Origin of the sequence: Aquabacterium olei, assembly GCF_003100395.1 — a bacterium.
In the GTDB taxonomy this organism is placed as follows: domain Bacteria; phylum Pseudomonadota; class Gammaproteobacteria; order Burkholderiales; family Burkholderiaceae_C; genus Aquabacterium; species Aquabacterium olei.
Genome location: NZ_CP029210.1, coordinates 2,128,733 through 2,151,706, shown reverse-complemented (window position 1 = coordinate 2,151,706; position 22,974 = coordinate 2,128,733). Strand labels below are relative to the sequence as shown.

The window sequence follows — 22,974 nt, the reverse complement described above, 5'->3', positions numbered from 1 at the left end:
TACGCAAGGCCTTACTGAAGGCTGCCCGAACTCGGCGGTGATTCGGCCCCGCCCGTGAACAGCGCGGCAGCATCCACCGGATCGAAGGTGTAGTGCATGCCGCAGAAGTCGCAGCCGATGTCGACCTGACCCTGCTCGGCCAGGATGCTCTCGACTTCATCGACACCCAGGCTGCGCAGCATGTTGGAGACCTTCTCGCGCGAGCAGGTGCATGCGAAGCGCGGGCCGGTGGGGCCGGCTTGTGGCTCGAAGCGGCGCAGGTCCTCTTCCCAGAACAGGCGACGCAGGATGGTGTCCACGTCCAGCGTCAGCAGCTCTTCCTGTTTCAGCGTGGCCGCCAGGTGTGCGATGCGGTTGAAGTGCTCGTTGAGGCCGATCTCGTCTTCGTTGCGCTGCGTGCCCGCCAGGTTCCCTTCACCCTCCACCGGCAGACGCTGGATGAGCAGGCCTGCGGCCACCTCGTCGTTGGCGGCCAGCACCAGGCGCGTGTCGAGCTGCTCGGACTGCAGCATGTAGTGCGCCAGCACGTCGCTCAGTTGGTGCAGCGGCTCGCCGGCGTCACCGTGCAGTGGCACGATGCCCTGGTAGGGCTGCTGACCGGGCAGACGGTCCTTCGGGTCGAGGGTGATGGCGCAGCGCCCGCCACCGGCGACGTTCACCATCACCTCCAGCGGCAGGTGGCCGTCGTCGGTGCCCGGCAGCTCGCCGATCACCTTGGCCGTGCTGCGGAACGACAGGTCGGGCTGCACTTCGGTCACGGCCAGCTTCACCGGGCCATCGCCGAACACCTGCAGCACCACCGCGCCGTTGAACTTGATGTTGGCCTGCAGCAGCACGCCCGCGGCGCTCATTTCGCCCAGCAGCTTGCGCACCGGGGCGTCCAGCGCTTCGCCTTCGCTGCGGCGGGCCAGGAGGGTCTGCCAGCTGTCGGTCAGGCGGACCAGCATGCCGCGAACCGGCAGGCCTTCGAACAGGAACTTGTGCAATTCATTCATGGGAAGGGGTGCCCGGCACGTCGATGCGCACCAGGTCGGTCTTGTATTGGGCGCTCTTGGTGACATAGAGCGCGGTGCCGATGCGCATGCGCATGCGCTCGGCGTCGTTCAGTGGCCGCACGGCCTTGGCGGGCTGACCGAGGATCAGCATGCCGTCCTCGAACACCTTGCCTTCGGTGACGAGGGCGCCCGCACCGACCAGGCACTCCTTGCCGATCACCGCGCCGTTGAGCACGACGGCCTGGATGCCGATCAGCGCACCGTCACCGATGGTGCAGCCGTGCAGCATGGCCTGGTGACCGACGGTCACGTCGGCACCGATGGTGAGCGGAAAGCCGATGTCAGTGTGCAGCACGGCGCCTTCCTGCACGTTCGAGCGTTCGCCCAGCGTGATGGGCTCGTTGTCCCCGCGCAGCACGGCCTGCGGCCACACGCTGCTGCCTTCGGACAGGATCACCTGGCCCATGACGTCGGCCGATTCGGCGACGAAGGCGCTGGGGTGCAGCTGTGGAACCTGGTCCTTGATGCGGTAGACGGCCATGGCACGGGCGCGCGACGCGGCGCGGGGGGCTGTTGGGGAGGGCTTGATTCTAGGCGGCTTGGCCTGCCGCGGTTGGCGCGGGGCCAAAGCTCCACCTATGATCGGTACCATTGCTTTTCAATGGTGCGTTGACCACCTTATGCTCCTCCTGCTGTCCCCCGCCAAGAGCCTTGATTACGAGGCCCCGCCCGTCACCGACCGCCACACGCTGCCCGAGTTCGCCGACGAGGCCGCTGCGCTGATCGACGTGCTGCGTCCCTACACCCCGGCCCAGATTGCCTCGCTGATGGACCTGAGCGACCCGCTGGCCACGCTGAACGTGGCGCGGTATGCCGCCTGGTCGCCCAAGTTCACGGCGGCCAACAGCAAGCAGGCCATCCTCGCCTTCAACGGCGATGTGTACGAGGGCCTGGATGCCACCTCGCTCAAGCCCGCGGATCTGGACTGGGCGCAGGCGCACATCGGCATCCTCAGCGGGCTGTATGGTGTGCTGCGGCCGCTGGACTGGATGCAGCCGTATCGCCTGGAAATGGGCACCCGGCTGGCCAACCCGCGTGGCAAGGACCTCTACGCCTGGTGGGGTGACGCGCTGGCCGAGTACCTGAACCGGCGCCTGGCCGAGCAAGGTGATGACCTCGTCATCAACCTGGCCTCGCAGGAGTACTTCAAGTCGGTCAAGCGCAAGGCCCTGAAGGCCCGCGTGGTGGAGTGCGTGTTCGAGGACTGGAAGGCCGGGCAGTGGAAGATCATCAGCTTCCATGCCAAGCGGGCCCGCGGGCTGATGGCCCGTCACGCGGTGCTCAAGCGGGCGCGGAGCACGGCCGATCTGCTTGATTTTTCAGCCGAAGGGTATGCCCACGATCCGGCAGCCTCGGAGGCGGACCGGCTGGTGTTCCGCCGCAAGGTGGCCGCTTGACCGTGACGCAGCGCGTGAGCCCCGAGCTGCGCGACTGGGCGGTCGCGCAACTGGCGGCCGGCCAGCCGGCCGCGGTGCTGTTGCGCGCCATGCTGGACAGCGGCTGGAGCCGCGATGTGGCCCTGTCCGTCCTCGGCGCAGAAGTCGAGGAGGTCGCGGGCCGGGGTGCATGGCCCGGGCTCGGCCCGGACCGAGTGCGCGCGCCCGGCCTCCCGCCCGGGGCGCTCGAGCGCGGGCGTGTCACCGTGGCCGGCCATGACGTGGACATCCTGGTGCACTGCGATTGCCCGCAGCTGGTGGTCCTGGGCGGGTTCCTCACGCCTGCCGAATGCACGGGCCTCATCGAGGAGGCCCGTGCGCGCCTGAAGCCCTCCGAGACCGTGGTGGGCGATACCGGCGGCAGTGAGGTGAATGTCGCCCGGACCAGCGAGGGCATGTTCTTCGGTCGGGGTGAGTCCGAGCTGTGTCAGCGCATCGAGGCCCGCATCGCGGCCTTGCTGTCGTGGCCGGTGTCGCACGGCGAGGGGCTGCAGGTGCTGCGCTATGGGCCGGGCGCGCAATATCGTCCTCACCACGACTATTTCGATCCCGACCTGCCGGGCAGCAGCCGCATCCTGCAGCGCGGGGGGCAACGCGTGGCCACGTTGGTGATGTACCTCAATACGCCGGAAGAGGGCGGGGCCACCACCTTTCCGGAAGCCGGGCTCACGGTGCATGCCGTGGCCGGCCACGCCGTGTTCTTCTCGTATGACCGGCCCGACCCCGCCACGCGCACGCTGCATGGCGGCGCCCCCGTCATCGCGGGCGAAAAGTGGGTGGCGACCAAGTGGTTGCGGGAGGGCACCTTCGCCTGAAAGCAGAAACGGAGCCCATGGGCTCCGTTTCGGGGGGGGCGGTCAGCGCGCGGGCTGACCGGTTCAGCCGGTCACCGACTGCGGGGGCGACCCGCGCCAGATTGATCGCGCGGTCCGCGTTCCATGCGGCCATCCTGGCGACCCGACGACGGGCCGCGGCCACCTCGCTGACCCCCACCACCGCCACCCGCGGGACGGCCACCGCCGCCCGAACGCGAGCCGGTGTTTCCATGCAAGACACGGCGGCCGAGTTGGATGGGCTCCGGGCGGGCATTCGGGTCGGGTTCGAAGCCGGCCACCACCTCGCGCGGGATCGGGCGCTTGATCAGCTTCTCGATGTCGGCGAGGAAGCCTTCCTCGTCAACGCACACCAGCGAAACGGCCTCGCCGTCGGCGCCAGCGCGGCCGGTGCGGCCAATGCGGTGCACGTAGTCTTCGGCCACGTTGGGCAGCTCGAAGTTCACCACGTGCGGCAGCTGGTCGATGTCGATGCCGCGCGCCGCAATGTCGGTGGCCACAAGGACCTGCAATTCGCCGGACTTGAAATCGGCCAGCGCCCGCGTGCGCGCGCTCTGACTCTTGTTGCCGTGGATCGCCATGGCCGTGATGTTCTGCTTGAGCAGGAACTCGACCAGCCGGTTGGCGCCGTGCTTCATCCGCGTGAAGACCAGCACCTGGTGCCAGTTGTTCGACTGGATCAGGTGGGTGAGCAGCTCTTTCTTGCGATCACGGTCGACCGGGTGCACCTTCTGCGCGATGGTGTCGGCGGTCGCGTTGCGGCGGGCCACCTCGATCACCTGAGGCTTGTCGAGCAGGCGCTCGGCCAGGGCCTTGATCTCGTCGGAGAAGGTGGCCGAGAACAGCAGGCTCTGCTTGCGCGGGGGCAGGATGGCCAGCACGCGGCGGATGTCATGGATGAAGCCCATGTCCAGCATGCGGTCGGCCTCGTCCAGCACGAAGTATTCGACGTGACTCAGGTCGAGTGTGCCCTGCTGGTGGTGGTCCAGCAGGCGGCCCGGCGTGGCGACCAGGATGTCGACGCCGCGCTTCAGGGCTTCGATCTGCGGGTTCATGCCCACACCACCGAACATCACCATCGAGCGGATCGGCAGGTACTTGCCGTAGAGACGCACGCACTCTTCGACCTGGGCGGCCAGTTCGCGCGTGGGAGTCAGGATCAGGGCGCGGATAGGACGACGCCCACCCGAGGCCGGCTTGGCCGTGGCGGCCAGCATGTGCAACAGCGGCAGCGTGAACCCGGCGGTCTTGCCGGTGCCGGTCTGTGCGCCGGCAAGGAGGTCTCCGCCGTTCAGGACGGCCGGAATGGCCTGTGCCTGGATCGGCGTGGGGGTGGCGTATCCGGCCTCCGAAACGGCCTTCAGGAGAGGTTCTGCCAACCCCAGATTTTCAAACGACATCACTACGTGGCCCATTCAAGGTTGTCGGCGACTGCACTCTCTTTGCCCGGGCCGGGGCCAAGCGAGTCAACCGGATGGCATCGGGGAATTTCCCAGCCTGATCGAAGTGCATTTCACCCTTCGCATCACGAGTGCATTGTAAGTCTCGCCGTCTACGGTGAACAGACCATTTCGCGGCATGGAAGCGACTTTCCAGGGCGGTATGTCACCGGATATCACGGCAGGTTGAATGCCTTCCCCCTTGGCTGAGGGGGCCAATGGCGCGACTAGAATCGCGCGATGACTTCGACGGTACTCGCGCGCAAATACCGCCCCAAAGGTTTCGACAGCATGGTCGGCCAGGGGCATGTGGTTCAGGCATTGGGCAACGCCCTGACCCAGCAGCGCCTGCACCACGCCTACCTGTTCACCGGCACCCGGGGGGTGGGCAAGACCACTGTGTCGCGCATTCTGGCCAAATCGCTGAATTGCGTCGGGCCCGACGGACAAGGCGGTATCACGGCCAGCCCGTGCGGGCAGTGCCAGCCCTGCCGTGACATCGACAGTGGACGATTTGTCGATTACGTTGAACTCGATGCGGCTTCCAACCGCGGTGTCGAGGAAATCTCGCAACTGCTGGAGCAGGCGGTCTACAAACCGGTGGTCGGGCGCTTCAAGGTCTACATGATCGACGAAGTGCACATGCTGTCGAACACGGCGTTCAACGCCATGCTGAAGACGCTGGAGGAGCCGCCCGACTACCTGAAGTTCGTGCTCGCCACCACCGACCCGCAAAAGGTGCCCGTGACGGTGCTGTCGCGCTGCCTGCAGTTCAACTTGCGGCCCATGGCGGCGGAAACCGTGTTCGAGCACCTGGGCAGTGTGCTGCAGGCCGAGGGCATTGAGGCCGAACCGGGTGCCTTGCGTCTGTTGTCGCGGGCCGCGCGCGGTTCCATGCGCGATGCGCTGTCGTTGACGGACCAGGCCATTGCCTTTGGTGCCGGGCTTCTTGACGAGGCCGGGGTGAGGCAGATGCTGGGCTCGGTGGACCGGGCGCATGTGCAGCGGATCATCGAGGCGGTGGCGGCGTGTGATGGTGCCGCGCTCGTGGCAGCGGTGGATACGCTGCGCCAGATGGGGCTGTCTGCAGCCGGCACGCTGGAGGAAATGGCTTCCGCACTGCAGCGGATGGCCGTGCTGCAGGCCGTGCCCCAGGCACTCGACCTGGAAGACCCGGACGCGGCCACCTGGGCGGCGCTGGCGCCGCTGTTGGCGCCCGATGAAACGCAACTCTTCTACAGCCTGTGCCTGCAAGGGCGCGCCGAGCTGGCACTGGCACCCGACGAGTACGCCGGCTTGCTGATGCTGCTGCTTCGCCTGCTTGCCTTCAAGCCCGGACAGGGGGGCGGCCCAGGCCCAAAAGCGTTGGGCTCGGCGGCGCAGCCTGACGCCGTCGAGCCCCGTCGCACGCCGGTGACGCAGGCAGCGGCCGCGCCGGCGGGTGCAGCTGCGCGGCCCATTTCGGCGTCCGGGGCGTCGGCTTCCGGCAACACTGCCGTCGCTCAGGCCAGCGCACGAGTGCCCGTCAGCGGTGGCATCGCCGCGCCGGTGCCCGTTGTTGCCGAGGCGCGGGCGGAGCCGGCCCGCACCCTCGACCCTGTGGCGCCACCGGTGGCACCCGTGCGCCCCGTCGCCCCGTCGCCGGAGGCAGCGTCGGCGCCTCATCCGCCTGTGGTGGCTGCCCCGGCTGCTTCGCCAGCCGCTGCCCCTGCGCCCCGTACCGCGCCTCAGGAGGCACGGGACGGCGGCGGCATTCCCCCATGGGAAGCGCTGCCGCCGGAAGCCAATGAATGGGATGCGGCCCCGGCCGCCATGCCGGACGAGCCCGCCTGGATGGACGTGCCCGACGACGTGCCGGATTCGGTGTCGACATCCCGCCCTCGTCGGGGCCCGTCGGAGCCCATGCGGACATCGGCCCGTCCGGGCGCCTCGGTCTCATCGCCTCCCGCCGAGGTGCCCCCCGAGGCGCGTCCCTCGGTGACGCCGACCTTGCCCCCTCGCGGGGCGGATCCGCTTTCCGATGAATGGGCTGACCTCGTGACGGCGATGGCCGGGCAGGGCTTGATCGCCGCGCTGGTGCGCGAACTGGCCATGCAGGCGCAGTGCGTGGCGTGGCAGGAACAAGGTGAGGGCATCGCAGGCACGCTCCGTGTCGAGCGTGAAAGCCTCATCACCGCAGCGTTGCAGGACCGGCTCACGCAGGCCCTCACGCAGCACTTGCAGCGACCGGTGTCGGTCACCGTGGAGCGCGGGGCGGCGTTCAACACGCCGGCTCAGCGCGATCAGGCTGCCCGCGAGCAGCGCCAGCGCGATGCCGAAGCCTTGATCCAGAGTGATCCGCTGGTGCAGTCGTTGTTGCTGCAGCATCCCGGGGCGCGCATCGTCCCGGCTTCCATCAGGCCGATCTGAGCGGCCGACCGCGTCGCCGTTGAACGCGGCGACAATCATGTTTTGCGCAAGAAAGGATGAGCCATGCTCAAAGGACAACTCGCCGGCCTGATGAAACAGGCCCAGCAAATGCAGGACAACCTCAAGAAGGCCCAGGAAGAGCTGGCCCAGATCGAGGTGGAAGGTCAGTCCGGTGCGGGCCTGGTCAAGGTCGTGATGACCTGCAAGAACGATGTGAAGCGGGTGACGATCGACCCGAGCCTGCTGGCCGACGACAAGGACATGCTTGAGGACCTCGTGGCCGCGGCGTTCAACGATGCCGTGCGTCGTGCCGAGGCGACCAGCTCGGAGAAGATGGGCAAGCTGACGGCCGGGATGCCCATGCCCCCCGGCATGAAGTTCCCGTTCTGAACGGGATTGCACCATGGCAGATCCGGCGCTGGACGGGCTGGTCGAAGCCCTGCGTTGCCTGCCCGGTGTCGGGCAGAAGTCGGCGCAGCGAATGGCCTACCACCTGCTGCAACATGATCGCGCTGGCGCCCTGAAGCTGGCGCGCGCGCTGGATGGTGCCGTCAACGAGATCGGGCACTGCGCCCGATGCCATACCTTCAGTCGCGCCGAGTTGTGTGACCTGTGTGCAGATTCGACGCGTGATGCGCGGTTGCTGTGCGTGGTCGAGACGCCGGCAGACCAGGCGGCCCTTGAACGCACGGGCAGCTACAAGGGGCAGTACTTCGTGCTGCTGGGGCGGCTGAGCCCGCTGGATGGACTTGGGGCCCGCGACATCGGCCTGTCGGCGTTGCTGACCCGGGCAAGCGATGGTGTGGTGGAGGAGGTGATTCTTGCCACCAACTTCAATGCAGAAGGCGAGGCCACGGCCCATGTGCTCGGTGAGCAACTGAAGGCCCGTGGCCTGAAGGTGACCCGGCTGGCGCGTGGCGTGCCGGTGGGCAGCGAACTCGAGTACGTCGACCTCGGCACCATCGCGCACGCCTTCATGGACCGGCGCTGAGGCCGGCCTGCCCTCGGGAGAGGGCGGTCAGTGGACTCAGCGGGCGCTGGCGACGCGGACCTTGGTCTTGCTGCTGCGAGGCGTGTTGCGGCTGGAACCGGCAGCGTTGCGGTTGCCACGGCTCTCCGACTTGCTGACCCGGTTGCTGGCCACCACCACGGCCTTCTTGCCGGTCTTGCTCTTCGATGCCGAAGCCACTGTCGACACCGCACGCTTGCTGTCCGCACGGGCAGCCGGCACATAGATCGCGATCGTCTGACCCTTGCGGAAGGTGGCGCTGGCGGCCACCTTGTTCCATTGGGCCACTTGCTGCGGTGCGACCTTGTAGCGCCGCGCCAGCGAGGCCACCGTGTCCCGCTTGCCGGCCTTGACGCTGATGCGACGCAACGGGGGCACGTCGGGGGCCAGCGTCATCATGGCGTTGTCGGCCAGCACCTCGGACACGTCCTGCATGCGCTGCTCGGAACGCGGCACCAGCAACGTCGAGCCGGCCTTCACCAGCATCTTCGGCGGGATGTGGTTGAGCTCGCGCAGGCTGGATTCGGGCATGCCGACTTCGCGCGCCGCGTCCGTCGGGCGCATGGTGCGGGGCACCACCCACGCGGTCCAGCTGGCCAGGCGGCCCTTGTGGGCCTTCAGGTTGTGCACGAACAGGCTGGCGTTGTCGTAGGGCAGCAGCAACTGCGGTGTACCGGCCGCGAGGATCACCGGCTTGTTCAGGGACGGGTTGAGTGCCTTGAACTCCTCGATGGGCAGGCCGGCCAGCCGTGCGGCCAGGTTCACGTCCATGTCCCGCTGGATCGGCACGCTGACGAAATAGGGGTGGTTGTCGACCGGCGTCAGCGTCAGGTTGTACGCCTCCGGCTGGGCGACGAGTTGCCGCACCGCATACAGCTTGGGCACATAGTGTCGGGTCTCGACCGGCATGCTGAGGCTGAGGTAGTCGGTCGGCAGGCCCTGGCGCTGATTGCGGGCGATGGCCCGCTGCACATTGCCTTCGCCCCAGTTGTACGCCGCCAGGGCCAGCTGCCAGTCACCGAACATGCGGTGCAGGCGTTGCAGGTAATCCAGCGCCGCCCGCGTGGAGGCGAGCACGTCACGGCGGTCGTCGCGGAACAGGTTCTGCTTCAGGCGGAAGTCCTTGCCCGTGGCGGGCATGAACTGCCACATGCCGGATGCACGGGCGCTGGACATGGCCTGCGGATTGAAGGCGCTCTCGATGAAAGGCAGCAGGGCCAGTTCCATCGGCATGCCGCGCCGCTCGATTTCCTCGACAACATGGAAAAGGTAGCGGCTGCCCCGGTCGGTCATTCGCTGCACGTAGTCCGGCCGGGCTGTGTACCAGCGACGGTGCTCGGCCACAAGATCGGAATCGAGTTCGGGTAGGGTGAAACCCTTGCGGATGCGGCTCCAGAGATCCTGCGTGGCGCCGCTGTCGTCCAGGTCGACGGTGGTATCCGGGCTCAGGGGATCGGTCGCCATCCCGACCGCATCCTTGCCTTCGTCCTCCGCCGGACGGGCCTGCTGCAGCGTGACGGCAGGCCGCAGAGGCGAGGGCGTGGCCACCGTGCCGCCGGCGACGTCAAGTCGGGGAAGGCCGGGCTGCCGTGCATCAGCCGGGCGGGGTTGCAGGTGGTCAGAGGTGCGCAGGCTCAGTTCGGCCATGCGCGGGTCGGTGGGGGTGCTGCTGCATGCCCACAGGCTGGCCGAAGCCAGCAGCGTCAGCGCCAGGCGCAGGCCGCGGTGCAAGGGAGAGGCGATCGTCATCGTCAGAAGGTGTTTTTCCACAGGCGAAGCGCGGCAAAGACCGCCTCGGGGCTGTCATCCAGGGCGCCGTGATGGCGTGCAGCCTGGATGACCGCCGCCTCGGTGCACCGCAGGAAGGGGTTGATCTTCCGTTCCAGATGCACCGTGGTGGGCAGGGTGGGCAGGTCCTGCGCGCGCAGACCTTGGCAATGGGCCAGATGGCCCCGGATGTCTTCGTTATCGGGTTCGACCGCCTGCGCGAAACGCAGATTGCCGAGCGTGTACTCGTGGGCGGGACACAGCACGGTCGAGTCGGGCCACCGGGCCATCTGGGCGACGCTGTGTTGCAGTTGGGTCATCGTGCCATCGAACACGCGCCCGCAACCCGCGGAAAACAGTGTATCGCCGACGAAGGCTACAGGCGAGGGGGTCAGCTCATCCAGCCCGTCGGGCAGCATGTAAAGCACGTGACCGGCTGTGTGCCCCGGCGCGTTGATGACCTGAAAGCGCGCCCCCAGGGCCTCGATGTCCTCACCACCGGCCACTGCATGCGTCACACCGGGAATGGCCTCGTGTCGCGGGCCGTACACGGGGATCTCCCCGGTCTGCAGCGCTGCCAGACCGCCGACATGGTCGGCGTGGCGATGCGTCACTAGAATGGCGGCCAGGGTCAAGCCCAGGCGCTGCAAGGCGTCCTGCACCGGCGCGGCCTCTCCCGGATCCACCACCACGGCCTTGCGGCCATCGTGCAGCATCCAGATGTAGTTGTCGGCGAAGGCGGGCAGGGCTGAAAGTTTCATGTCGAAAGTCGGGCCGATTATAGAGTTGCACCCCTGGTTGGGCCTGCCGAGCGGTCAGGCCCTGCTGGCGTGGGAGCAGGCCCGCATCGATGCGCTGGTGAGCGACATGTTCGGCTTCCATGCCTTGCAGCTCGGGCTGCCGGAACTGGACGGCCTGCGCACCAATCGCATGCCCCATCGTTGGCTGGCTCTCGACGCAGCGTACCAGCGGTGGTCGCCGGCCTCGAACGCCTCACCGCTGGAAGAGGGGCCTTCGCTGTCGAGTGCGCCGCTCGGCCTGCGGTGCGATTTCGAGTCGCTGCCGTTTGCCAGCAACAGCCTCGATCTGGTGGTGTTGCCACACGCCCTGGAGTTGGCACGCGATCCGCACGACACGCTGCGTGAGGTGGAGCGCGTGCTGGTGCCCGAGGGCAAGGCGCTCATCATCGGCTTCAACCCGATGAGCCTGTGGGGCACGCGCCAGCGCATGGGACGTGGCCGGGGTGCCTCGGCCAAGGTGCTGCCACAGGGCGAGTTCATCGGCTACTGGCGCCTGCGCGACTGGCTGCGTCTGCTCGACCTCGAAGTCGAGACGGGCAGCTTCGGTTGCTGGCGCCCCATGGTTGGCACCGAAGCCTGGTGGCAGCGGCTCGCGTGGATGGAGCGCGCTGGCGAACGCTGGTGGCCGGTGCTCGGCGCCGTGTACGTCGTGGTGGCCGTCAAGCGGGTGCGCGGCATGCACCTCGTGGGCAAGATCCGCAAGACCCGGTTGCCCGCTGCGGCGCAACCGGCCGTGGTGACCCAGCGCCATCCGGTGCGGGCACCGTATCAACAGGATGTGAATGGATGACTGAAACGGCAGCACCTGCAGTGGTGGCCTATACCGATGGGGCCTGCAAGGGCAACCCGGGCCGAGGTGGCTGGGGGGTGTGGATGGTGAGCGGCCCGCACGAACGGGAAATGTGGGGCGGCGAGTTGAACACGACGAACAACCGCATGGAACTGACGGCGGTGATCGAGACGCTGAAGTCGCTCAAGCGGCGCTGCAAGGTGGTGATCTACACCGACAGCGAATACGTGCGCAAAGGCATCACCGAATGGATACACGGCTGGAAGCGCCGGGGCTGGAAGACCGCTGACAACAAGCCGGTGAAGAACGCCGAGTTGTGGCGTGAGCTGGAAGCCATGGCGGCCCAGCACGACGTGGACTGGCGCTGGGTGCGCGGCCACAACGGCGACCCGGGCAACGAGCGCGCCGACGGCCTGGCAAACCGGGGCGCAGCCGAGGCCCGTTGAGGCCCGTTGAGGCCCGGGCTCGCTGGCGGTGGTGCTCAGAGCACGAGCACCATGGTGAGCTTGTCGAAGTAGCGGATCTGGCCCGGCGCGTCGACCAGACGGATTGCGTGGGGCAGGACGCCGCAGCCGCGGAAGCCTGCGCGCTCGTACAGATTGATGGCCGATGTGCTGGCGGTGCTGACGCGCAGGACGATCTGTTCCAGGCCGATGGCCTTGCGGGCTTCGGCCACGGCGGCTTCGACCAGCGCGATGCCGACGCCCTTGCCGGTGTGCGAGGGTCGGACCATCATGCTGTTGAGCTCGGCACAGTGTCTGAGCTTGTGGAGGGACTGGCGCTCCAGCCCGACCATGCCGATCATGTCCCGGCCTTCCCAGGCACCGATCAGGAACGTCCCGCCCAGGGGTTCGGTGAGGCCCAGCTTGCCGAGGTAGCTCTCGGGCGGCCGGGCCTGTTCGCTTTCGATGTCGGCGTCGAAGGCATCGGGATAGAGGCGGAGACCTTCATCACGCAGGTTCTTGTAAGCGCTCAGGTCGGCGGGGGCGATCCGCGACAAGCGCACTGGTGAATCAGTCACCACCATGCTCAGTCTCCAGGGTGTTGAAGTTCGCGAATCCTGCCGCGTCGGCAAAGGATACGCTGGTCCATTTGCATCTGGCAATCAGATGCCCGACTTTGCGTTCCCCCGAGATGAAGGCGGTCTGCAGCGTCGGGAGCACGCGCTTGTGCATCAGCGCGCACACCCAGTGGTGGCGCGAGCCGTCCAAGCCGTCGGGTGTGCATGGTACAGCCACGTCTGCCCCATCCCGGTGCGCTGCGCGCCACAATGTCGCAAGCACGTCACCCGGAAGGCGCGGCATGTCGCATGGCAGAAACCAGATCCATTCCTGGGGCGTCGCGGTCATCGCGGTGAGCATGCCGGCCAGCGGACCGCTGAAGGGCGGGAGCCCGGGATCGTCGGCGTGGACGCCCAACGAGGTCGGTGCCGGCGGTTCTGCCACGGGATGGGCGGTGCCTGACGCGTGGTGCGTCAGGAGGGCGCGGTAGCGGTCTGCATGCCGATTGGCGACGATGCCCAGCCCGCCTACCTGCGGTGCCATCGCGGCCAGAACGTGGTCACCCATGGGGCGACCCCGCCACGGAAGCAGTCCCTTGTCCTGGCCGCCGACACGTCGGCCCTCTCCCCCCGCCAGCAGCCAGCCGGCACACGCCACGATCCGTTCAGCCACCGATGAAGCTCATTTCAATGCGTTCAGGGGCGGCCGGTGCGCGGCCGCGCAGTTCCGAGTAGCGGTCGCTGCGCTGCTGCCACAGTGCAGTCAGTCGATCGCGGATGGCGTCATCCGGCTCGCCCCCGCGCAGCAGGGCGCGCAGATCATGGCCGCGGTCCGCGAACAGGCAGGTGTAGAGGCGGCCGTCGGTCGAGAGGCGCAGCCGGGTGCAGTCGCCGCAGAAGGGGGCGGTGACGCTCGAAATGAAACCGACATGCCCCGCGCCATCGGCGTAGGCCCAGCGCTCGGCCGTGGCGCCAGGGCGCGGCGCTTCGGCGGGTTGAAGAGGCCATTCGGCCGCAATGCGGGCGCGCACGGCATCGGACGCAAGGACGACATCCCGCTGCCAGGCGTTGGTCTTGCCCACGTCCATGAACTCGATGAAACGGAGCTCGACCCCGCTGTGGCGGAAGTGGCGTGCCATGGACACGACCTCGGTGTCGTTGATGCCGCGCTGGACCACCATGTTGACTTTGACGGGGCCGAGGCCGGCCTCGCGGGCGGCATCGATGCCGTCGAGCACTTCATGCACGGTGATCGCGCTGTCGCTCATGCGGGCAAAAAGGCTCGGATCCAGTGCATCGAGGCTGACCGTCACGCGGCGAAGGCCAGCGTCACGAAGGGCTTGCGCCTTTCGACGCAGCAGGGAGCCGTTGGTGGTGAGGGCGATGTCGGGCGGCGTGCCCTCGATCGTCTTCAGGCCGGCCAGTTGGGCCACCAGGCGCTCGAGATCCTTGCGCAGCAGGGGTTCCCCGCCAGTGAGGCGCAATGTGCGGACGCCCAGCGACAGGAACAGCTGCGCACTGCGGGTGATTTCTTCGAAGCTCAGCAGGGCGCCTTGCGGCAGGAAAGCGTGGTCGCGGCCAAAGGCTTCGCGCGGCATGCAGTAGCCGCAGCGGAAGTTGCACCGGTCGGTCACGGAGATGCGCAGATCGCGCAGTGCGCGGCCTCGGGTGTCGGTCAGTGCACCGTTGACGGCGATGCCGGCCCGCTCACGCGGGGGCAGGGGCAGCACCCGGCCTGCATCCGGAGCGTCGGGCACAAGCGGGATGGTGCGGCGTGGGGCGACAAGCGGGTCTGGCAGACGCATGGCGCACATTGTGGCGCGGGTCAGGGTGACCCGGTATGCGCGGGCACAAGGCCGGACTTACTTAGGGGCTTCGATGCCTGGCGGACGCGCCACCATCGCGGGGGCCCGGCGGGCACCATCGAAGCGTTGCTGCCAGTAGCTCACGCGCATGTCTTCGACACGCACGGCACCGCCGGCGCGCGGGGAATGGATGAACTTGTTGTCACCGATGTAGATGCCGACGTGGGAGAAGGTGTGGCGCAGCGTGTTGAAGAAGACAAGGTCGCCGGGCTTCAGTTCGCTCTGCTGCACGGGGATCAGGTCGGGCGAGTTGGCCTGTTCGATGGCGCGGCGCGGCAGGATCAGGCCGACGCTGTTCTCGAAGACGTGGCGGGTGAAGCCGCTGCAGTCGAAGCCCTGCTCACGCGATTGGCCGCCGCGACGGTAGGGCACGCCGAGGAAGTTCATGGCCGAGAGGACGAGCTCGGATGCCATGTCGGAGGCCTTGCCGCGCATTTGCTGGGCGAAGTCGACCACCGGGCGGGTATTGGGCAGGAGCCCTCGGTCGGACAGGAAGCGGGAGACCGGGTCTTCGCTCTCGGTGCGCGCGGGCGCCGAGGCGGCCTGGGCAGGCGCCACGATGGACTGCGCGTGCGATGCAGGGGTCACTGTGAGCGAGGCCGTGACCGACACGAGCACCAGGGCGACGACGGTGGTCAGGGAAGCAAGGCGTTGCTTCAGCGCACGCAGACCCGGAGAGGAGCCGCCACCTGGGCGGATTTCAAAACGCATGGGGCGCAAGCGTAGGCAGGAAGACGCCGGACGTCAACCTTGGAAAGTCGGTGATAACGCGAGATTAGCACCGAATCTCCGTGCAACCCGGTTTTCACTGGCCGGAAAACCGGGGCGCCGAAGGGTCAGGTGCTCAGCGCAGCACGAGGCGCACGTCGATGTTGCCGCGGGTGGCATTGGAGTAGGGGCACACCTGATGGGCTGCATCGATCAGGGCCTGGGCCTCGGTCCTGTCCATGCCGGGCAGGGTGATGTTCAGCGTGACCTCGATGCCGAAGCCAGCCGGAATCGGCCCGATGCCGACGTCGGCAGTGATCTCGGTGCCCGCGGGCAGGGCCTTGCGCTGCTGCCCGGCGACGAAACCCATGGCGCCCAGGAAGCAGGCGGAGTACCCTGCGGCGAACAGCTGTTCCGGGTTGGTACCGTTGCCTTGTCCGCCCATTTCCTTGGGCCGGGCGAGGGCGACATCGAGATGACCGTCATCGCTCACGGAGCGACCGTCGCGACCACCGCTCGAGGTGGCGTGGGCGACGTAGAGAACTTTGTCGAGTGCCATGGATTTTCCTTTCAGGCAATTAAGTTGCGTGCAATGTATTTTGCGGTAAAGACGCTGTGGTATCACGCGTCGCCTTCATAACCCCCGGTGCCTACAGGGGTTCCGGCGGCAGGCCGTGCAGGCGCTGACGGAGCTTGCCCAACGTATCTTGCAGGGAGGCCACTTCATCTGGTGAAAGACCCATCCGGCACAGCAGCGTGCGGGGCACATCCTGTGCAGCGTGCTGGAGCGTGCGCCCGGCTTCTGTTGGCTCCACCAGAACGCGGCGTTCGTCAGCATGGTCACGCTGTCGGAGGATCAGGCCGGCGTTTGCCATGCGCTTGAGCAGCGGGGTCAGCGTGCCGGAATCGAGGTGCAGCGTGTGGCCGATCTGGTTGACGCTGAGACGCCCGTGCTCCCACAGCACCAGCATGACCAGGTACTGAGGGTAGGTCAGCCCGAGCGGGGACAGCAGCGGCTTGTAGAGTTTCGTCATGGCCAGCGAGCTGGCGTAGAGCGAGAAGCACAACTGGTTGTCGAGCGACAGCAGGGCGTCGGGTGCGGTGTCGGGTCGGGGCTCGGGCGGCGATGGGCGGGTCTCAGGCATGGCCGCATGGTAGACGCCCGCGGCAGGCGTGCTCAGTTGACGTGCAGCAAGGCGATGGTGCTGCGAGCTTTCTATCCTGAACGGTGCGCTGGCCGCAGCCCGGATGGCCGCGGCGTTCCAGCCGACACGTCACAAGGAGACATGCATGAATTCCGTGGAAGCCCCGCTGCGCGCGCAAGCTGGACTCGATGTCGACACCCTCGGCGAACTGAAGGCCCGCCTGCAGGCGCACCGGATGGATCTGCTGGGGCGGGAAGGGCAGCTGCGCGCACGCCTGGCGGCCGAAGATGCGGCCACCGCGAACACGTTCGTGGCCGGTGTCGAAGGCGGGGCTGCGGCAGAAGCCGATGACGAGGTGATCGCCATGCTGCACCACGATGACGCCGAACTCGCGGCCGTGGACGCTGCGCTGGCGCGCATGGCCGATGGCACCTATGGATGGTGTACCGGATGTGGTGAAGAGGTCGGGGTGGCCCGACTCAAGGCCCTGCCTCAGGCGGAACTCTGCATTGCCTGTCAGGACGTCGCGGAGCATCGCCGCGGGCACTGAGCGCCGCGGCGATGACGCCCGGATGGGTCAGGCGCTGAGTTGCTCGATGGCGTCGGTGAGTTCAAGCCACCGGGATTCCAGTGTTTCGATCTCGTCGCCCAGGGCCTTGAGCCGTTTGCCCTGTTCGGCCCGCTCGGCACCAGTGAGATCCGGGCCGCCGAGTGCTTCCGTCAGTTCCGTCTGCTCGCGGGCGGCATGGGCCAGGCGGTCGTCGATCTTCTTGAGCTCGGCTTTCAGCGGTTTGGCCTGCTCGGCCAGTCGCTGACGGGCCTGTGCTGCCGCTTTGCGGTCTTCCTTGCGGTTGGCCGGGGCTTCACCCGGAGCGATCGCCTTGTCAGCGTCGCGGGCTGCGCGCGCGGCCAGCGCGACCTCGCGTGCCTGCTCCTGCAGCCAGCGCTGGTAGTCGTCGAGGTCGCCGTCGAAGGTGCTGACACCGCCTCGCGTGACGAGCCAGAACTCGTCGCACACCTCGCGCAGCAGGGCCCGGTCGTGGCTGACCAGCATCACCGTGCCTTCGAACTCGTTGAGCGCGATGCTGAGCGCCTCGCGGGTGGTGAGGTCGAGGTGGTTGGTGGGTTCGTCGAGCAGCAGCAAGTTGGGGCGCTGCCAGACCACCAAGGCCAGCACCAGCCTGGCCTTCTCGCCTCCGCTGAACTGGCCGACGGGTTGCATGACCATGTCGCCCGTGAAGCGGAAGCGCCCCAGGAAGTCGCGCAGTTCCTGCTCGCGGGCCTGTGGGCTGACTTCCTTAGCCAGGCGGATCATGTGGGCGAGCGGGCCTTCGTCCGGCCGCAGGACGTCGAGTTCCTGCTGCGCGAAGTAGCCGATGCTCAGGCCTTTGCCTTCGGTGACGGTGCCGCCCACCGGCTGCAGCATGTGAGCCAGCGTCTTGACCAATGTGGACTTGCCCTGCCCGTTGGCGCCCAGGATGCCGATGCGTTGCGCCGGCAGCACCGAGCGGTTCACGCCCTGCACGATGGTCAGCGGGGTGTCGCCCTCCCTCGGGTAGCCACACTGCAGGTCTTTCATGACCAGCATCGGGTTGGGCAGGCTGGCCGGGGCCGGAAACTCGAACTCGAAGTCGCTGGCCGTGAGCACGGGGGCGAGCTTCTCCATCCGTTCCAGCGCCTTGACGCGGCTTTGCGCCTGGCGGGCCTTGGTGGCCTGGGCCTTGAATCGGTCGATGAACTTCTGCAGGTGGGCGATGCGGTCCTGCTGCTTTTCGAACGCAGCCTGGTGCTGCGTGAGCCGCTCGGCCCGCATGGCCTCGAACGCGGTGTAGCCGCCGGTGTAGCGGGTCAGGGTGCCGTCTTCGAGGTGCAACGTGACGCGGGTGATGGCGTCGAGAAACTCTCGGTCATGGCTGATGATGATCAGCGTGCCTTCGTAGCGCTGCAGCCAGCCTTCCAGCCAGACCAGCGCGTCGAGGTCCAGGTGGTTGGTGGGTTCGTCGAGCAGCAGCAGGCGGGCGGGACACATCAGCGCGCGGGCGAGCTGCAGCCGCATCCGCCAGCCACCGGAAAAGCTGTTGACGGGCGCCATGGTCTGCGCGAGCTGGAAGCCCAGGCCCAGCAGCAGCGCCTGGGCGCGGGCAGGTGCATCGAAGTGGCCGGCCTCGGCCAGCGCGGCGTGGGCCTCGGCCATGGCGTGGCCGTCGCCGCTGGCTTCGGCCTCGATCAGGGCCTGTCGCGCTGCCATCAGGCGGCCGTCGCCCTGCAGCACGAACTCGGTGGCCGGCTCGTCGGTTTCGGGCATGTTCTGCGCGACCTCGGCCATGCCGCCGGGCTGCAGCCAGCTGGGCGGGATCTCGACGTCGCCGGCATCGGGGTGGAGGCGCCCGGCCAGCAGCGAGAACAGCGAGGACTTGCCCGCGCCGTTGCGGCCGATGAGGCCGACCTTTTCGCCAGGGTGGATGGTGGCGCTGGCCTGGTCCAGCACGGGCTTCACGCCTCGCAGCAGGGAGACGTTCTTCAGGACGATCATGATGAGAGCGGGGCGCCTTCGGGGGCGTGGGTATCGAGCAGCAGCGCGTCGCGGGTCACCAGCAGCAGCTGGTCGTCGCCGGACGTGGTGGGCAACCAGGTGACGGCCAGGTCGGGGAAGGCGCTTTCGAAGTTCGGGCGTTCGTTGCCGATCTCGAGCACGATGACGGCGTCTTCGCCCAGGTGACGGTCCGGATCCGCGCGCAGCGCGGCAAACAACGCCCGCGTGAAGTCCATGCCGTCCTCACCCGAGGCCAGGGCCAGTTCGGGCTCGGCGCGGTATTCGGCCGGCAGTGCCTTCATCGATTCGGCGTTGACGTAGGGCGGGTTGCAGAGGATGAGGTCGTAGGGGCCACGCACGCTGGACAGCCCGTCGCTGTGCAGCAACGTGATGCGGTCCTGCAGGCCGTGCTGCTCGACGTTGATGCGGGCCACGGCCAGCGCGTCTTCGCTGATGTCGGCACCGTCGACGGTCACGTCCGGGAAGGCCATGGCGGCGAGCACCGCCAGGCTGCCGTTGCCGGTGCACAGGTCGAGCACCCGGTGGGTGCGGTCGCTGAGCCAGGCGTCGATGCTGCCGTCGGCCAGCACTTCGGCGATGAAGGAGCGCGGCACGATGACGCGTTCGTCCACATAGAACGGCACGCCTTGCAGCCAGGCTTGCCGGGTCAGGTAGGCGGCGGGCTTGCGGGTGGTGATGCGCTGCTGGATGAACACATCGACGGCGGCCTGTTCTTCGGCGTTGACAGGGCGGTCGGCCACGTCGTCCAGGCTGTCGAGCGGTTCACCGAGGCGCCACAGCACCAGCCACGCGGCCTCGTCGAAGCTGTTGGTGGTGCCGTGCCCGTAGGCCACGCCGGCTTGATCCAGTTGCGCTGCGGCTTGCTCGATCAGCGCGATGACGGTCAGCGGCGCGCTCACGCCACGAGCCTTTCCAGCGTCTTCAGGTAGATGTCCTTCAGCGGCTCGATGTCAGCCACGGCGACGTGCTCGTCGATCTTGTGGATGCTGGCGTTCAGCGGGCCGAATTCGACCACCTGCGGGCAGATCTGGGCGATGAAGCGGCCATCCGAGGTGCCGCCGCTGGTGGACAGCTCGGTCTCGATGCCGGTGACCTCGTGGATGGCGCCCGAGATGGCTTCCACCAGCGGGCCCTTGCGGGTGAGGAAGGGGCGGCCGCTGAGGGCCCAGTCGATGTGGTACGCCAGGCCGTGGCGATCGAGCACCGCGGTCAGACGTTCCTTCAACGATTCGGGCGTGGAGTCGGTCGAGAAGCGGAAGTTGAAGTCGATGACCAGCTCGCCCGGGATCACGTTGTTCGCGCCCGTGCCGGCGTGAATGTTCGACATCTGCCAGCTGGTGGGCGGGAAGTGATCGTTGCCCTCGTCCCAGACGATGGCGGTGAGCTCGGCCAGGGCCGGGGCGGCCAGGTGAATGGGGTTCTTCGCCAGATGCGGGTAGGCGATGTGGCCCTGCACACCCTGGATGCGCAGCTTGCCCGACAGCGACCCGCGACGGCCGTTCTTGATCATGTCGCCCAGCGCGCGCACCGAGGTGGGCTCGCCCACGATGCAGGCGTCCACTCGCTCACCGCGTGCCTGCAGCCATTCGCACACCTTGACGGTGCCGTCCACCGAGGGGCCTTCTTCATCGCTGGTAATGAGGAACGCGACGCTGCCGGCGTGATCCGGGTGGGCCGCCACAAACGATTCCGTGGCCACGACCATGGCCGCCAACGACGTCTTCATGTCGGCGGCGCCGCGGCCGTAGAGCTGTCCGCCGCGGTAGGTGGGCGCGAACGGCGGGCTGTTCCATTGCTCGAGCGGGCCGGTGGGCACGACGTCGGTGTGACCGGCGAAGACCAGGGTGGGCGCGCCCGTTGCGTGGCCATGGCCGCGGCGGATGGCCCAGAGGTTGGTGACCGGCGCGTTCTCGGGCCCGAAGGTCAGGGTGTGGCACTCGAAGCCGATGGCCTGCAGGCGCTCGGCCATCAGGGCCTGGCAGCCTTCGTCTTTTGGGGTAACCGAGGGGCGGGCGATCAGCGCCTCGACGAGGCGCACGGTTGGGGTCATGGTGGGAGCTTCAGAAACGGGTGGACGCGAAGCCGGGCACTTCGTCGTGGTTCACGTCCAGGGTGATTTCGGTGAACGACGGGCCATCGTCGTGTTCTTCGACCTGCGCGGTCAGCTTGCTTCTGGCCGTCGTGTCATTGGCCAGTCGCCACATGAGGTTGGTCGGCGAGTCGGCGTTGGCCAGGCCTTCGTCGCGGGTCACGACGCCTTCGGTGATCAGCCGCGCGATGTCCTGTTCGTAACTCTGCGAGCCTTCGGCCAATGACTTCTCGATGGCTTCCTTCACGCCGGTGAAGTCACCGCGCTCGACCATCTCGGACACCAGCTGGGTGTTCAGCAGCACCTCGACGGCCGGCACACGCCCACCTGCCGTGGAACGCAGCAGACGCTGCGACACGATGGCCTTCAGGCCGGAAGCAAGGTCACTCAGCAGCGCGGGGCGGGCCTCGGGCGTGTAGAACGACAGGATGCGGCCCAGCGCGTGGTAGCTGTTGTTGGCGTGCAGGGTGGACACCACCAGGTGGCCGGACAGGGCGTACGACAGCGCGGCCGTCATGGTCTCACGGTCGCGGATTTCGCCGATGAGGATGCAATCGGGCGCCTGGCGCAGCGCGTTCTTCAGGCCGATCTGCAGCGATTGCGTGTCGCGGCCCACCTCACGCTGGTTCACGATGGACTTCTTGTTCGAGAACAGGAATTCCAGCGGGTCTTCGATCGTCAGGATGTGGCCCGTCATCCGCTGGTTGCGGTGTTCGAGCATGGACGCGATGGTCGTGCTCTTGCCGGAGCCGGTGGCGCCGGCCAGCAGAATCAGGCCGCGCTTTTCCAGAATCAGGTTGCCCAGGATGTCGGGCACGTTGAGCGTGTCGAGCTGCGGGATCTCGGAGGGGATGTGCCGGAACACGGCCGCCACCGAACCGCGTTGCTTGAATGCGCTCAGGCGGAAGATGGCCACGCCGGGAATCGTGATGCCGAGGTTGAGCTCTCCGGTTTCGTCGAGCTCTTCCATCTGCGTGGGCGAAACCAGTTCGGCCAGCAACTGCCGCGGCTGGGACGGCGTGAGCGCCTGGTCCGTCAGCTGCATGATCTGCCCGTGGATCTTGATGAGGATGGGCGTCTTGGCCGAAAGGAACACGTCCGACGCCTTCTTCTCGGCCATCAGACGCAGCACCCGCTCCAGATTGCCACCACTCATCCTGCGCTCCCGGGGTTTGGTATCTCAGTCAGGGCCGGGGCCCGCTCAGGCGCCCGGCCGGTTGACACTGTTGGGCCGATCAGGCGCGCAGCAGGTCGTTGATGCTGGTCTTCGAGCGAGTCTGGGCATCGACGCGCTTGACGATCACGGCGGCGTACAGGCTGTAGTCCTGGCCGGCGGCGGTCTTCTTGGGCAGGTTGCCCGACACCACCACCGAGCCCGAGGGCACGCGGCCGTAGGTGATCTCGCCGGTTTCGCGGTTGAAGATCGGGGTGCTCTGGCCCAGGTACACGCCCATGCCCAGCACCGAGTTCTCTTCGACGATCACGCCTTCGACCACTTCCGAGCGGGCGCCGACGAAGCAGTTGTCTTCAATGATGGTGGGGTTGGCCTGCAGGGGCTCCAGCACGCCGCCGATGCCCACGCCGCCAGACAGGTGAACGTTCTTGCCGATCTGGGCGCACGAGCCCACGGTGGCCCAGGTGTCGACCATCGTGCCTTCATCGACGTAGGCACCGATGTTCACGTACGACGGCATCAGGATCACGTTCCTGGCCTGGAAGCTGCCACGACGGGCGACGGCCGGCGGCACCACGCGCACGCCGGTGGCCTTGAGCTGCTCGGGCGTCATCGAACCGTACTTGCTGGGCACTTTGTCGAAGAAGGTCAGCGGGCCTTCGCCCATCGGCACGTTGTCGTTCAGGCGGAAGCTCAGCAGCACGGCCTTCTTGATCCACTGGTGCACGACCCAGTTGCCGTCGATCTTCTCGGCCACGCGGGCCTTGCCGCTGTCGAGCTGGTCGATGATGTGGTTGACGGCGTCACGGATCTCGGCGGGGGCGCTGGCCACGGACAGCTCGGCGCGGGCTTCCCACGCGTTCTCGATCACGGTTTGCAGAGCTTGGGTCATCTTGTGTCT

Annotated in this window: 24 protein-coding genes; 8 read left to right on the top strand and 16 right to left on the bottom strand. The window is 67.5% G+C overall.

Going from position 1 to position 22,974, the window contains the following annotated elements; genetic code table 11:
• Window positions 1-11 precede the first annotated feature (11 nt).
• A complete protein-coding gene (gene hslO, locus DEH84_RS09745) occupies window positions 12-995 on the bottom strand; it encodes an Hsp33 family molecular chaperone HslO (RefSeq protein ID WP_109036686.1) in 984 nt (327 codons plus the stop codon).
• Window positions 988-1,536: a gamma carbonic anhydrase family protein gene (locus tag DEH84_RS09740; RefSeq protein ID WP_109036685.1), complete on the bottom strand. Its 549-nt coding sequence runs from the start codon at window positions 1,534-1,536 to the stop codon at window positions 988-990. Before DEH84_RS09740 ends, hslO begins: the two co-directional genes overlap by 8 nt.
• A gap of 139 nt (window positions 1,537-1,675) precedes the next feature.
• On the opposite strand from DEH84_RS09740, the gene yaaA reads away from it, so the two are divergent.
• Both yaaA and DEH84_RS09730 read left to right on the top strand, forming a co-directional pair.
• Window positions 1,676-2,452 carry a peroxide stress protein YaaA gene (gene yaaA / locus DEH84_RS09735; RefSeq protein ID WP_109036684.1) on the top strand — a complete coding sequence of 259 codons (777 nt, stop codon included), beginning with the start codon at window positions 1,676-1,678 and terminating at the stop codon, window positions 2,450-2,452.
• Between the two features lie 2 nt (window positions 2,453-2,454).
• On the top strand, window positions 2,455-3,306 hold the full coding sequence (locus DEH84_RS09730; protein ID WP_109038312.1) for a 2OG-Fe(II) oxygenase: 852 nt from the start codon (window positions 2,455-2,457) through the stop codon (window positions 3,304-3,306).
• Window positions 3,307-3,377: 71 nt separating this feature from the next.
• Here the strand turns inward: DEH84_RS09730 and DEH84_RS09725 are convergent, their stop codons facing one another.
• Complete coding sequence (locus DEH84_RS09725) at window positions 3,378-4,724, bottom strand: DEAD/DEAH box helicase (RefSeq protein ID WP_109036683.1); 1,347 nt, start codon at window positions 4,722-4,724, stop codon at window positions 3,378-3,380.
• A 279-nt stretch (window positions 4,725-5,003) separates the two neighbouring features.
• Between DEH84_RS09725 and dnaX the strand changes: the two genes are divergently transcribed.
• The 3 genes from dnaX (at window position 5,004) to recR (ending at window position 8,163) form a co-directional block, all read left to right on the top strand.
• Window positions 5,004-7,172 (top strand): DNA polymerase III subunit gamma/tau, encoded by a 2,169-nt coding sequence (dnaX, locus tag DEH84_RS09720; RefSeq protein WP_109036682.1) that lies wholly within the window; start codon window positions 5,004-5,006, stop codon window positions 7,170-7,172.
• Window positions 7,173-7,235: 63 nt separating this feature from the next.
• Window positions 7,236-7,562, top strand: a complete 327-nt coding sequence (locus DEH84_RS09715; protein WP_109036681.1) for a YbaB/EbfC family nucleoid-associated protein — start codon at window positions 7,236-7,238, stop codon at window positions 7,560-7,562.
• Window positions 7,563-7,575: 13 nt separating this feature from the next.
• Window positions 7,576-8,163, top strand: coding sequence for a recombination mediator RecR (recR, locus tag DEH84_RS09710; protein ID WP_109036680.1), 588 nt, complete (start codon window positions 7,576-7,578; stop codon window positions 8,161-8,163).
• Between the two features lie 36 nt (window positions 8,164-8,199).
• Here recR and DEH84_RS09705 read toward each other — a convergent pair whose 3' ends face one another.
• Window positions 8,200-9,930, bottom strand: a complete 1,731-nt coding sequence (locus DEH84_RS09705) for a transglycosylase SLT domain-containing protein (RefSeq protein WP_245932547.1) — start codon at window positions 9,928-9,930, stop codon at window positions 8,200-8,202.
• A gap of 2 nt (window positions 9,931-9,932) precedes the next feature.
• Window positions 9,933-10,709, bottom strand: a complete 777-nt coding sequence (gene gloB, locus DEH84_RS09700; RefSeq protein ID WP_109036679.1) for a hydroxyacylglutathione hydrolase — start codon at window positions 10,707-10,709, stop codon at window positions 9,933-9,935.
• Between gloB and DEH84_RS09695 the strand changes: the two genes are divergently transcribed.
• Together DEH84_RS09695 and rnhA are read left to right on the top strand one after the other, a co-directional pair.
• Window positions 10,708-11,538 carry a class I SAM-dependent methyltransferase gene (locus tag DEH84_RS09695; RefSeq protein ID WP_109036678.1) on the top strand — a complete coding sequence of 277 codons (831 nt, stop codon included), beginning with the start codon at window positions 10,708-10,710 and terminating at the stop codon, window positions 11,536-11,538. The genes gloB and DEH84_RS09695 overlap by 2 nt on opposite strands.
• The gene (gene rnhA / locus DEH84_RS09690; RefSeq protein ID WP_109036677.1) at window positions 11,535-11,984 is read left to right on the top strand and encodes a ribonuclease HI; all 450 of its coding nucleotides are present in this window, start codon (window positions 11,535-11,537) and stop codon (window positions 11,982-11,984) included. The genes DEH84_RS09695 and rnhA overlap by 4 nt, the downstream gene beginning before the upstream one ends.
• Window positions 11,985-12,019: 35 nt before the next feature.
• Here the strand turns inward: rnhA and DEH84_RS09685 are convergent, their stop codons facing one another.
• The 6 genes from DEH84_RS09685 to DEH84_RS09660 all read right to left on the bottom strand — a co-directional run bounded on the left by DEH84_RS09685 (window position 12,020) and on the right by DEH84_RS09660 (window position 16,256).
• Window positions 12,020-12,565, bottom strand: a complete 546-nt coding sequence (locus tag DEH84_RS09685) for a GNAT family N-acetyltransferase (protein ID WP_109036676.1) — start codon at window positions 12,563-12,565, stop codon at window positions 12,020-12,022.
• On the bottom strand, window positions 12,552-13,196 hold the full coding sequence (gene mobA / locus DEH84_RS09680; RefSeq protein ID WP_245932768.1) for a molybdenum cofactor guanylyltransferase MobA: 645 nt from the start codon (window positions 13,194-13,196) through the stop codon (window positions 12,552-12,554). Before mobA ends, DEH84_RS09685 begins: the two co-directional genes overlap by 14 nt.
• Window positions 13,197-13,203: 7 nt before the next feature.
• Window positions 13,204-14,343, bottom strand: a complete 1,140-nt coding sequence (gene moaA, locus DEH84_RS09675; RefSeq protein WP_109036674.1) for a GTP 3',8-cyclase MoaA — start codon at window positions 14,341-14,343, stop codon at window positions 13,204-13,206.
• A 57-nt stretch (window positions 14,344-14,400) separates the two neighbouring features.
• The gene (locus DEH84_RS09670) at window positions 14,401-15,114 is read right to left on the bottom strand and encodes a C40 family peptidase (RefSeq protein ID WP_109036673.1); all 714 of its coding nucleotides are present in this window, start codon (window positions 15,112-15,114) and stop codon (window positions 14,401-14,403) included.
• 133 nt (window positions 15,115-15,247) lie between these two features.
• Entirely contained in the window at window positions 15,248-15,670 is a 423-nt protein-coding gene (locus tag DEH84_RS09665; RefSeq protein ID WP_109036672.1) for an organic hydroperoxide resistance protein, read from the bottom strand.
• 91 nt (window positions 15,671-15,761) lie between these two features.
• Window positions 15,762-16,256 (bottom strand): MarR family winged helix-turn-helix transcriptional regulator, encoded by a 495-nt coding sequence (locus DEH84_RS09660; RefSeq protein WP_109036671.1) that lies wholly within the window; start codon window positions 16,254-16,256, stop codon window positions 15,762-15,764.
• A gap of 145 nt (window positions 16,257-16,401) precedes the next feature.
• On the opposite strand from DEH84_RS09660, the gene DEH84_RS09655 reads away from it, so the two are divergent.
• Window positions 16,402-16,806 (top strand): TraR/DksA family transcriptional regulator, encoded by a 405-nt coding sequence (locus DEH84_RS09655; protein ID WP_245932546.1) that lies wholly within the window; start codon window positions 16,402-16,404, stop codon window positions 16,804-16,806.
• A 27-nt stretch (window positions 16,807-16,833) separates the two neighbouring features.
• On the opposite strand, the gene DEH84_RS09650 is transcribed toward DEH84_RS09655, so the two are convergent.
• From DEH84_RS09650 to dapD, 5 genes are all read right to left on the bottom strand, one after another.
• A complete protein-coding gene (locus DEH84_RS09650) occupies window positions 16,834-18,789 on the bottom strand; it encodes an ABC-F family ATP-binding cassette domain-containing protein (RefSeq protein WP_109036670.1) in 1,956 nt (651 codons plus the stop codon).
• Complete coding sequence (gene prmB, locus DEH84_RS09645; protein WP_109036669.1) at window positions 18,786-19,709, bottom strand: 50S ribosomal protein L3 N(5)-glutamine methyltransferase; 924 nt, start codon at window positions 19,707-19,709, stop codon at window positions 18,786-18,788. Before prmB ends, DEH84_RS09650 begins: the two co-directional genes overlap by 4 nt.
• Window positions 19,706-20,860: a succinyl-diaminopimelate desuccinylase gene (gene dapE, locus DEH84_RS09640; RefSeq protein WP_109036668.1), complete on the bottom strand. Its 1,155-nt coding sequence runs from the start codon at window positions 20,858-20,860 to the stop codon at window positions 19,706-19,708. The genes prmB and dapE overlap by 4 nt, the downstream gene beginning before the upstream one ends.
• Window positions 20,861-20,870: 10 nt before the next feature.
• Window positions 20,871-22,055, bottom strand: a complete 1,185-nt coding sequence (locus DEH84_RS09635; protein ID WP_109036667.1) for a PilT/PilU family type 4a pilus ATPase — start codon at window positions 22,053-22,055, stop codon at window positions 20,871-20,873.
• 79 nt (window positions 22,056-22,134) lie between these two features.
• Window positions 22,135-22,965 carry a 2,3,4,5-tetrahydropyridine-2,6-dicarboxylate N-succinyltransferase gene (dapD, locus tag DEH84_RS09630; RefSeq protein WP_109036666.1) on the bottom strand — a complete coding sequence of 277 codons (831 nt, stop codon included), beginning with the start codon at window positions 22,963-22,965 and terminating at the stop codon, window positions 22,135-22,137.
• Window positions 22,966-22,974: the final 9 nt, after the last annotated feature.